We start from the raw sequence: 10,206 nt of genomic DNA, 5'->3' as shown, positions 1-10,206 counted from the left end.
GGCACCGGGGCGCCGCCGGCGCCCCTGCTGTCTGACTTATTCTTCGCTGAAAATATCGCCGCCATGCAGGTCGATCATTTCCAGCGCCTTACCGCCACCACGAGCCACACAGGTCAGCGGATCGTCGGCCAGCACCACCGGAATACCGGTTTCTTCCATCAGCAGTCGATCCAGATCCTTGAGCAACGCGCCGCCGCCGGTCAGTACCATGCCGCGCTCGGAAATATCCGAGGCCAGCTCCGGCGGGCACTGTTCCAGCGCTACCATGACAGCACTGACAATGCCACTGAGCGGCTCTTGCAATGCTTCTAAGATCTCATTGGAGTTCATGGTAAAGCTGCGCGGCACCCCTTCGGCCAGGTTACGGCCACGCACTTCAATTTCCACGACTTCTTCGCCGGGGTAGGCGGTGCCAATTTCATGCTTGATGCGCTCGGCAGTGGCTTCACCGATAAGTGAGCCATAGTTGCGGCGCACGTAATTGATAATCGCTTCATCGAAACGGTCACCACCGATGCGCACCGACGAGCTGTAGACCACGCCATTAAGGGAGATAACAGCCACTTCTGTGGTACCACCACCGATATCCACAACCATTGAACCCGTGGCTTCTGAAACCGGCAGGCCGGCACCGATGGCGGCAGCCATCGGCTCTTCGATCAGGAACACCTCACGGGCACCGGCACTCATGGCAGACTCACGGATAGCACGGCGCTCCACCTGGGTGGCACCAACCGGCACACACACCAGTACCCGTGGGCTCGGCCGCAGGAAATTATTTTCATGCACCTGCTTGATGAAATGCTGCAGCATTTTTTCGGTGACATAAAAATCAGCGATAACACCGTCTTTCATTGGTCGGATCGCTTTGATATTGCCCGGAGTACGGCCCAGCATCTGCTTCGCGGCATGACCTACCGCCGCCACGGATTTTGGCCCGCTGGCGCGTTCCTGACGAATAGCGACCACCGACGGCTCATTAAGGATGATGCCCTTGTCGCGTACATAAATCAGCGTGTTGGCGGTGCCGAGATCGATGGAGAGGTCATTGGAGAAAAGACCACGGAGTTTTTTGAACATGGGGAAGGCCGGTCCTGTAATTTTTTGCAAACGGTGCTTTGTTAATCGGCTAACTTTACCAACCGCCTTGGTTATCCACAAGCGAGCTGCGCCGCCAGAATGCGCCCTATTCAGCTTTAATTGCCTACACCCGCATCCGCGCTGCCGAAACACCCTTGGCAGGGGCTATAGTAAGCAGCCTTACGGTCCTGGTTCAAAGCATGCAAAATAACCCCGCCAGCCCGCTTGTGGCACTGCATCACCCCTTGTTGACGGCTCAAAACTGCCGACTTTGGGTCAAACGCGATGATCTGCTGCACCCACTTATCTCTGGCAATAAGTGGCGCAAACTGCAACAGCCCTTAGCACGCGCCAAGGCGCAACACTGCCCTGGCATCGTCAGCCTCGGCGGGCCACATTCCAATCACCTGCTGGCGCTGGCCGCCGCCTGCCAGGCCAGGGGGTTAGCCAGTCACGGCATTGTCAGGGGGCATCAGCAACAAACACCAACCCTGCAAAAAGTACAGACACTGGGCATGACTCTGAGTTTTGTCAGCCGCCAGTACTACCGGCAACGTCATGAAAAAACGTTCTGGCTTCCTTGGCAGCAGCGCTTTCCCGGCTGGCTGTTGTTAGCCGAAGGCGGCAGCAGCACCGAGGCCCTTCCCGGAGTGGCAGCCGTTATTGATGAGCTTGATGTTAACTGGCAACAGCTGTGGGTACCGGTTGGTAGTGGCGGCACCTTGGCAGGGCTCGTTCATGGTAGTGCCGGCCGGGGCACCATTATCGGAGTACCGGCGGTGCGCGACAGCACTCTGGCCGACAAAATCACGCAACTACTCGAGGGCAGCCCATACCGTAACTACCGCTTGTTGAGCGGCTTTGAAGGGCCTGGTTTTGGCCGTTTCAGCACGGCACAGGCCCAGCAGATGCGTACGCTGGCAACGGCTCTACAAGTACCGTTGGAGCCGATTTACGGTGGCAAGCTGCTGCTGGCGCTATGGCAGCAGTTGTCGGCAGGTAAGCTCGCTGGACAGTCACTGGTCTGGTTGCATACCGGCGGCTTGCAGGGCCTGGAGGCGCTGCGCCAGCAAGGCCGCTGGCTGTAGCGGCTGACTGCCAGTTCAGCACCAGACATGATCAGAACTGCCCGCTGAACTATTTTTATTTGACGAGTAGGTTATTTTTCGATCTAAAATGACTGAACGGTCAGTCATTAAAAATATCATGGCACCCAAACGCGTCGACAAAAGCGCCAAGCGCACAGACATCACCACCGCCGCCGCTCTCGTCTTTGCTGAAAAAGGCTTTCAGGGGGCCTCGGTCAGTGACATTGCTGAGGCCGCCGGGGTCAGCAAGGGCTCTTTGTACAGCTACTTCAACAACAAAGAAGACCTGTTCTACGCCACTTTCCAGGCTTACCAGGCGGAATTATTACAACAGTGCCAAGAGGCCATCACCGCAGCGCCTTCGGCCAGTACCAAGATCCATGCCCTGCTAACGCTGACCATGGCCTCTTTGCGCGACAACATTGCCCTGTTTCCATTGACTCTGGAGCTCTGGGCCGCAGCCAGCTCCGGCGCTGCCCGGGAGCGCTTTGCCGAGGTAATGGAAAGCGTGTACCAAGAGTTTCGCCAACTGATGACGGCGCTGATTGAGGCCGGTAAAACCGATGGTGAATTCACTCAGGATATTGATGCCAACGCCATGGCGGCCTGGCTGGTAGGCGGGCTCGATGGCCTGATGCTGCAATTCTGGTTTGACCAAAGCCTGCCCATTGAACAAATGGCTGAACAGTTCATGCAAACCCTGCTAACCGGCATGGGCCAACGCCCGACAGGAGCCAGCACATGACAATACGCTCACGACATCTCTGGCCTGCCCTGCTGATGCTGGCCATGGCGGCCCTGACGATGCCCGCCACGGCTGCCGCCAGCGAAGGCACACATCCCGATCCGAAAGCGCTGATCAAGCAAACACTGGATAACTGGCGCGGCCAGTCGTCTTATTCCCTGGTCACCATGACCGTCCACCGGCCTGACTGGCAACGCACCATGACCATGCGCTCATGGACCCGTGGTGAAGATGACTCTTTGGTGCGTTTCACCGCCCCCGCGAAAGACGCTGGTAATGCCACGTTGAAGCTGGCCGATGACATGTGGATTTTTAACCCCAAGCTCAATCAGATCATCAAGCTACCGGCCAGCATGATGGCGCAATCCTGGATGGGGTCTGACTTTTCCTATAACGATTTGGCCAAGGCCAATGACATTCTGACCCAGTACCACCATCACATGGTCAGCGTCCGCCAGCAAGACGGCCACACCCTGTACACTATTGCCGCACTACCCAAAGCCGATGCCGCTACGGTCTGGGGCAAACAGGTGATCACCCTGCGTGATGATGGTGTGCTGCTGGGTGAACAGTTTTTTGATCAGGACATGAAACTGGTCAAAAGCATGACCACCACCAAAGTGGGCCTGCTTGGTGGCCGCCCTTTTCCCATCGTGATGGTCATGAAAAAGGCCGATAAACAGGACAGCTGGACACGCATTGATTACCTGCAGGCCCACTTCAATGTGGCGATCCCCGATGCGCTGCTGACCAAGTCAAACCTGCGAAATCCGCGCCCCTTCACCCTTAAGGACGGCCAGTGATGTTGCTGGCGTTGGCGTGGCGAAACCTGTGGCGCCAGCCGCGCCGCACCGTGCTGAATGTACTCAGCATTGCTTTTACGGCATTGATCATCGTGTTTTTGCTGTCTTTTCAGCTCGGCACCTATGCCACCATGAAAGAGAACATGCTGAGCATTCTCGATGGCTTTGCACAGATCCAGCCAAAAGCCTATCTGGATGACCCGGATCTGAAAAAGACCATCAACCACCCTCAACAACTGATGGCCAAGCTACAGCAACAATTTCCGGATATTAAGCAAAGCCCCCGGGCGACAACCTTTGTGATCCTCTCCAAAGCTGATAAAAGCCTGGCCGCCGCACTGATGGGGGTCGATCCGGTTCGTGAAGTCCAGGTTACCCGGCTGCACAACAGCATCAGTCAAGGCCGCTACCTCAAGGCCAACGATACCAATGCCGTGGTGCTCGGAGCAGCTTTGGCCCGCAACCTCGCGGTTACCGTCGGCGACAGCCTGACCATACTGGGCCAGGGCCTGGACGGCAGTATTGCCGCTGATGTAGTGAAGGTTGTAGGGATCTTCAGCACCGGCACACCGGATATTGACCGGCAATTTGCACAGATCCCGCTGCCCCGCTTGCAGGCGACGTTCAGCATGGGGCAAGCCATTAACCTCATTGCCTTATCCGCCAGCCACCTGAACTTGGTGACGCAACAACAATCCGCACTACAAGCAGCGTTACCCGGCCAGCACCTGACTGTACGCCCCTGGCAAGCCCTGGAGCCCGGCATGAAGGACGCCATCAGCCTGGATTTGGACACCTCGCTGATGTGGTATATCAGCCTGGTGGTGGTGGTGGTATTTATCATTCTCAATACCCTGTTGATGTCCGTGTTCGAACGCACCAGGGAGTTTGGTGTGCTGTTGGCCCTTGGCATGAGGCCCGGCAAAATTGGCGCCATGATCTGGCTAGAGCTGTTACTGCTGACCATGCTAGGCCTGCTGCTGGGTATGGCGATTGGCAGTGTCATTACCCTGATCACCGGCCACTACGGCATGACGATGCCCGGCACAGAGGATATTTTTGCCCAGTGGGGCCTACCCGGGAAGTTGTACCCACAACTGAGCTTCTTGAGTTTGACAGCCGGCCCGGCGGCCATGGCGCTCAGTATCATGCTGGCCGGCATTGTGCCTTATCTGCGGGTCCGGCAACTCCAGCCGGTGTCGGCAATGAGGGCAGTATGATGCGGGTATTGCTGATCCTGTTTCCTTTTGCCTGGCGCAACCTGTGGCGCAACTGGCGGCGTACCTTGATCACCTTACTGGTAGTCAGTATCGGCGTCTGGTCCATTCTCGCGTTCAACGCCTTTATCCGTGGCTGGTCAGACAGTTCCTTAAGGGGCAGCCTGAAAAACATGACGGCGCAGATCCAAGTTCATGCACCCGGCTATTTGGATAACCCGGACATGGCCCACCACTTTACGCTGACCGCACCGCTGCGCGCCGAGCTCAATAGCCCTGGCGTTCGCCAATGGGCGCCGCGGATACGTATTCCGGCCATCGTTCAAAGCGAATACAAAACCCTGCCGGTGAGCCTGGTTGGTATCCGCCCGGCAGCAGAAGCCGGTGTGTCTTTTATTGCGCAATGCCCGGTTAGCGGCCAGCACCTGCAAAACCAGCAAGACGCTGCGGTGCTGATCGGCCGCCACTTGGCCGAACGTTTGAAAACCCGCGTCGGTAAGCGGCTGGTGATCATGGCCAACGATGCCAATGGCAAAGTGCAGGAACGCGGCGTGATCATCAAAGGGATTTACAGCTCGTCGCAGCCAATGGAAGACAACTTTCTGTTCACCGGCTTAGTGCCAGCACAGCAGTTTGCCCATGCTGGTACGGCGCTGTCGGAAATTGCCCTGATGACCAACACACCGCCCGGCATGGCCAGTGTTCTGAAACAGCTCAAGGCAAGTGCCCCAGGGCTGGATATACAAAGCTGGGAAACCCTGAAGCCGATGACCAAAGGCATTCATGACCTCACCGACGGCTTTGTTTATGTCTGGCTCTGGGTAATGTTCGTGCTTATCGCTATCGGTGTAGTCAACACCCAACTGATGGCCGTATTTGAACGCACCCGCGAGTTTGGCTTGTTGCAGGCGCTGGGCTTTCGGCCCGGCTGGGTGATGCTGGAAGTGTTACTCGAAGCGCTGCAAATCATCGGTTTCGGTGTGTTGCTCGGCGCTGTCGCTGCACTGCTGACGGTATACAGCCTCAAAGGCGGCATTTCACTGGCCGGGCTGGAAGCCGGTACGGATTTTCTCGGTATTGAGCAGGTGATCTACCCACGCCTGGAATGGCGCGAGTTTTTTATCACCATTGCTGTTGTTTGGGGGCTGGGGGTGATGACCGCACTCTGGCCGGCCCGCCGCGCCACCCGTTTTAACGCCATAGAAGCAATGCGCTCAACCTAGGCCGATATGAAAGGACATGCCATGAACGCCATTTTGCAATGTCAGCAGCTGGTCAAACAATATCATCAGGGTGACACTACCGTGGATGCCTTGCGCGGCGTCGATCTCAGTTTTCACAAGGGGGAATTTGTGGCCATATCCGGCCCCTCCGGCTCGGGTAAAAGCACCCTGCTACATATTATTGGCAGTCTGGAAGAGCCCACCTCCGGGCAGCTGATCCTCGATGGCGTGTCCTTGTTTGAGCAAAGCAGTGAACAATTGGCCGACCTGCGCCTGAACCATATCGGTTTTATCTTCCAGGCCTACAACCTGATCCCGGTGTTAAGCGCGGCCGAGAATATTGAGTTTTTATTGCAGTTACAGGGCGTGGATGCCAAAACCCGCCGCGCTCGTTCAACCGAACTGCTGCATCAGGTGGGCCTGGATGGCCTTGGCGACCGTAAGCCCGGGCAACTGTCCGGCGGGCAACAGCAGCGGGTTGCCGTTGCCCGAGCGCTGGCGAGCCGACCAACGATCGTCTTGGCAGATGAACCCACGGCGAACCTGGACTCAAAGAACTCCGACGAACTGCTAGCACTGATGTCCCGGCTCAATGAAGAGTCCCAGGTCACCATCATCGTTGCCACCCACGATCCGAAGGTCATCGCCCATACCAAACGCCATATCGTCCTGACCGATGGCCAGGTTGATAGCGATCAGCACCAGGCCGCCTGATGTCCAAGTGGTCACTGTTCGCCCTGTTATGCTTTAGCTGCCATGGTTCTGACTTCAGTGGCCGCGTCAAACTGGCTGGCGGTATCAGTGACGCCGGCTCCCAGAGTATTGCCGAACAACTGGGCCAGCAAACCCAAGCCCAGCTCAGCAGTCAGCTACGACTACAACTCAAGCAGTCAATGGCGAACTGGCGGCTACAAGCCGCCTGGCAAATAGAGGGGCAACAAGGCAGCGCCGTCAGCTTGCAGCGCCAGCTGGTAAGCCGCTACCCACAGCTGGCACCCGCACCTGACAGTAGTTACTGGGATTTACAGCAAAATTTTGGCTCTACTGCTGATCGTACCTTCAGTCAGCACTGGGATCGGCTGAATCTGACCTACTCCGGAGCGTCACTGGTATTACGCTTGGGCCGCCAAGCCTTGACTTGGGGAGCCGGTCAGGTATTTCACCCCATGGATCTGGTCAACCCCTTCCAGCCGGTGCAGTTGGATACCGCCTACAAGCGTGGTACCGACATGGCTTACGGCCAATGGCTGTTTGCCAATGGCGCCGATATACAGTTTGCACTGGTGCCTCATCGCCACCGGGATCCACTCGACGCCAATGGCGGCAAACCAACCCAAGCCATTTTTGCCAGTGTGCCAGGGAACACCTTGCAATGGACATTTCTGGCCGCCAATGACCGGGCCGAGCCGACCCTCGGCGTCGGCATTAATGGCCCACTTGGTGACAATGTCTGGAATTTGGAGCTTATCGGCACCCGCCTGCCCGGCGGTGCTGTGGCTAAGTCACTACTGGTTAATCTCAATCGCGCCGGCTTGTTTGCACAACGCAATTACACCGCCTTTGCCGAGTATTATCACAACGGCTTCGGGCAGACTGGCCAGTACAATCTGGCAGAACTGAACCCGGAAACCGTACTTCGGCTGCGGCGCAACCAGCAGTTTGTTACTGCCCGGGATTATCTGGCACTGGGTGCCAACTGGGAGTGGACACCACTGCTGCAGCTCACGCCGAGCGTCATCTGGAATATCAACGACCACAGTGCCCTGTTGGATACGCAGCTTAGCTGGTCGCTCAGTGACAACCTGACCTGCAAAGTCGAGTTACGGCTGCCTGTTGGCAGCAAAGGCACGGAGTTTGGTGGCTTGGCACTGAGCTCACAGCAAGCACTGTATCTGACGCCGGGCCGGGCCCTGAACATACAATTGACCGGTTATTTCTGAGTCATTGTGCTAACAAAAAGGCCCCTCATTGAGGGGCCTTTGGCGCATGAAACTGTTGTTATTAGCGGTCAGAACGGGATATCGTCATCAAAGTCCATGGGCGGCTCTTCAGCACCGTAACCGCCTTGCTGCGGCGCATTTTGCGCAGGGCTTTGCTGTGGTGCCGGGCGATTGTTACCGGCAAACTGGCCACCACTTTGGGTGTTACCACCGCCAAAACCGCCTTGTTTGGCCTGGGACTGACCCTGGCCCGCGAAACCGCCTTGCTGCTGGCCGCCGCCAAAACCACCCTGGTTACTTTGGCCACCACCAAAACCACCACCTTGCTGACCACCACCGGAGCGGCTGTCGAGCATCTGCATGTCATTGACGACGATCTCGGTAGTATAGCGATCTTGGCCGTCCTGGCCTTGCCATTTACGGGTTTGCAGGCGCCCTTCCAGATAGACTTTGGCACCTTTACGCAGGTACTCGCCGGCAATCTCTGCCAGGCGGCGATACATTACGATGCGGTGCCATTCGGTCTGTTCTTTTTGTTCACCGGTTTGCTTGTCTTTCCAGGTTTCACTGGTGGCAACGGTGAAATTGGCAACGGCATTACCGTTTGGCATATAACGCACTTCCGGATCTTGCCCAAGGTTGCCGACGATAATGACTTTATTGATGCCTCGACTGGCCATGTTCGCTCCTGACTAGCTGGCCGCCGCCAAGAGTGCCTTGGCTTTGGCTAGTTCAAATTCCTGCGTATTCACTTTCAAATAAACGGCGGCATCCTTCGCCATGACATTCACTTCCAACACCCCCGGCAACGCTGACAACGCCGATGCCGTCTGCTCTTCACGGCCGGTGATGGACTCCGCGCTCAGGCTGATGGATTTAAGGTGGGTGGGATGCTGCATGCCGCGGCTGATCCACAGCCACAGCAATACCACGGCACCCGACATCAGCAATACGCCCTGCTTATCCGCATACTGTGCCATGGCACCGGCCATGCTGCCACCAAAAAAGGCACCGAGAAACTGGCTCGATGAATAAATCCCCATAGCGCTGCCTTTGTCGCCTGCCGGCGCAAAACGGGCAATCAGTGACGGCAGGGTTGCTTCCAAGAAATTAAAGGCGATAAAAAACAGTAACAAGGCACCAATCAGCCCCCACAGGTGGCTCTGTAGTCCCCAGGCCGCAGCCAGTGACAGCAGCATTACTACCAGTGCCACCTGGATCATCTGCCGCGACATATGCTTTTTCTCGGCAATGATGATCATCGGTACCATGCCAAAGAAGGCAATGATGACAATAGGGAAATACAACATCCAATGCTTGGAAGACGGCAGCCCGGCTGCTACCAGCAGCCCTGGCATGGTGACAAAGGTGGCCGTCAGCAGAAAGTGCAGTAGGAAGATGCTGGCATCCAGGCGCAATAGCTGTGGATCTTTGAGCATCAGCTTCAGGCGTTTTGGGGCCGGCATGGTGTCGCCTTTTGGCGCCCGGTGCACCACTTGCGGCACAGCAAACTGCACCACCAAAATACCACCCAGCGCCAACACTGCGGTCAGTCCAAATAGCCCTGACAAGCCCCAATAGTGAGCCAACATCGGTCCGGCGACCATGGCCACGGCAAACGACAAACCGATAGACACGCCAATGATGCCCATCACTTTTGAGCGCTGCTCGTCGCGGCTGAGATCTGCCGCCAGGGCCAAAATCGCCGAGGCGATAGCACCAGCACCTTGCATCGCCCGGCCAACGACCACCCAGTAAATATTGTCTGCCAAAGCCGCCACCGTTGAACCGGCTGCAAAGAGCAACAAGCCAATGATGATCACCTTGCGGCGGCCAAAGCGGTCTGAAGCCATGCCCATGGGAATTTGCAAAATAGCCTGGGTCAGGCCATAAGCGCCAATGGCCACGCCAACCCATAACGGTGAATAGCCTTGCAGGTGCGTGCCATACAACGCGAACACCGGTAGGATCATAAAGAGTCCCAGCATACGCAGGGAAAAGACCGAGGCCAGGGACAGGGCGGCCCGGCGCTCAGTACTGGTGAGACCTGTTTTCGACATAACGGTAATTCATGACAACTCAAGGAAGCGGCATCATAGCATAGCGATTG

At 56.8% G+C, this 10,206-nt stretch carries 10 protein-coding genes; 7 read left to right on the top strand and 3 right to left on the bottom strand.

The annotated features are described in order from the left end of the window. Positions 1-36 precede the first annotated feature (36 nt). Complete coding sequence (locus tag WDB70_RS01305; RefSeq protein ID WP_406665834.1) at positions 37-1,080, bottom strand: rod shape-determining protein; 1,044 nt, start codon at positions 1,078-1,080, stop codon at positions 37-39. Positions 1,081-1,280: 200 nt separating this feature from the next. Between WDB70_RS01305 and WDB70_RS01300 the strand changes: the two genes are divergently transcribed. The 7 genes from WDB70_RS01300 to WDB70_RS01270 all read left to right on the top strand — a co-directional run bounded on the left by WDB70_RS01300 (position 1,281) and on the right by WDB70_RS01270 (position 8,096). Then, positions 1,281-2,168 carry a 1-aminocyclopropane-1-carboxylate deaminase/D-cysteine desulfhydrase gene (locus WDB70_RS01300; RefSeq protein WP_406665832.1) on the top strand — a complete coding sequence of 296 codons (888 nt, stop codon included), beginning with the start codon at positions 1,281-1,283 and terminating at the stop codon, positions 2,166-2,168. 118 nt (positions 2,169-2,286) lie between these two features. After that, positions 2,287-2,913, top strand: coding sequence for a TetR/AcrR family transcriptional regulator (locus WDB70_RS01295; RefSeq protein WP_406665830.1), 627 nt, complete (start codon positions 2,287-2,289; stop codon positions 2,911-2,913). Then, positions 2,910-3,716: an outer membrane lipoprotein-sorting protein gene (locus WDB70_RS01290; protein ID WP_406665828.1), complete on the top strand. Its 807-nt coding sequence runs from the start codon at positions 2,910-2,912 to the stop codon at positions 3,714-3,716. The genes WDB70_RS01295 and WDB70_RS01290 overlap by 4 nt, the downstream gene beginning before the upstream one ends. Next, complete coding sequence (locus tag WDB70_RS01285; RefSeq protein ID WP_406665826.1) at positions 3,716-4,936, top strand: ABC transporter permease; 1,221 nt, start codon at positions 3,716-3,718, stop codon at positions 4,934-4,936. The genes WDB70_RS01290 and WDB70_RS01285 overlap by 1 nt, the downstream gene beginning before the upstream one ends. Further along, complete coding sequence (locus WDB70_RS01280; protein ID WP_406665824.1) at positions 4,933-6,156, top strand: ABC transporter permease; 1,224 nt, start codon at positions 4,933-4,935, stop codon at positions 6,154-6,156. Before WDB70_RS01285 ends, WDB70_RS01280 begins: the two co-directional genes overlap by 4 nt. Before the next feature lie 21 nt (positions 6,157-6,177). After that, positions 6,178-6,870 (top strand): ABC transporter ATP-binding protein, encoded by a 693-nt coding sequence (locus tag WDB70_RS01275; protein WP_406665822.1) that lies wholly within the window; start codon positions 6,178-6,180, stop codon positions 6,868-6,870. Continuing rightward, positions 6,870-8,096, top strand: coding sequence for a hypothetical protein (locus WDB70_RS01270; RefSeq protein ID WP_406665820.1), 1,227 nt, complete (start codon positions 6,870-6,872; stop codon positions 8,094-8,096). The genes WDB70_RS01275 and WDB70_RS01270 overlap by 1 nt, the downstream gene beginning before the upstream one ends. A 68-nt stretch (positions 8,097-8,164) precedes the next feature. Here the strand turns inward: WDB70_RS01270 and ssb are convergent, their stop codons facing one another. Together ssb and WDB70_RS01260 are read right to left on the bottom strand one after the other, a co-directional pair. After that, on the bottom strand, positions 8,165-8,776 hold the full coding sequence (ssb, locus tag WDB70_RS01265; RefSeq protein WP_406665818.1) for a single-stranded DNA-binding protein: 612 nt from the start codon (positions 8,774-8,776) through the stop codon (positions 8,165-8,167). Between the two features lie 12 nt (positions 8,777-8,788). Beyond that, positions 8,789-10,156 (bottom strand): MFS transporter, encoded by a 1,368-nt coding sequence (locus tag WDB70_RS01260; RefSeq protein WP_406665816.1) that lies wholly within the window; start codon positions 10,154-10,156, stop codon positions 8,789-8,791. Between the last annotated feature and the right edge of the window lie 50 nt (positions 10,157-10,206).

Source organism: Gallaecimonas aegicerasi (assembly GCF_045291545.1).
GTDB lineage: Bacteria > Pseudomonadota > Gammaproteobacteria > Enterobacterales > Gallaecimonadaceae > Gallaecimonas.
Note: the sequence above shows the minus strand (reverse complement) of the source record. Positions and strands in the feature narration are given on the sequence as shown.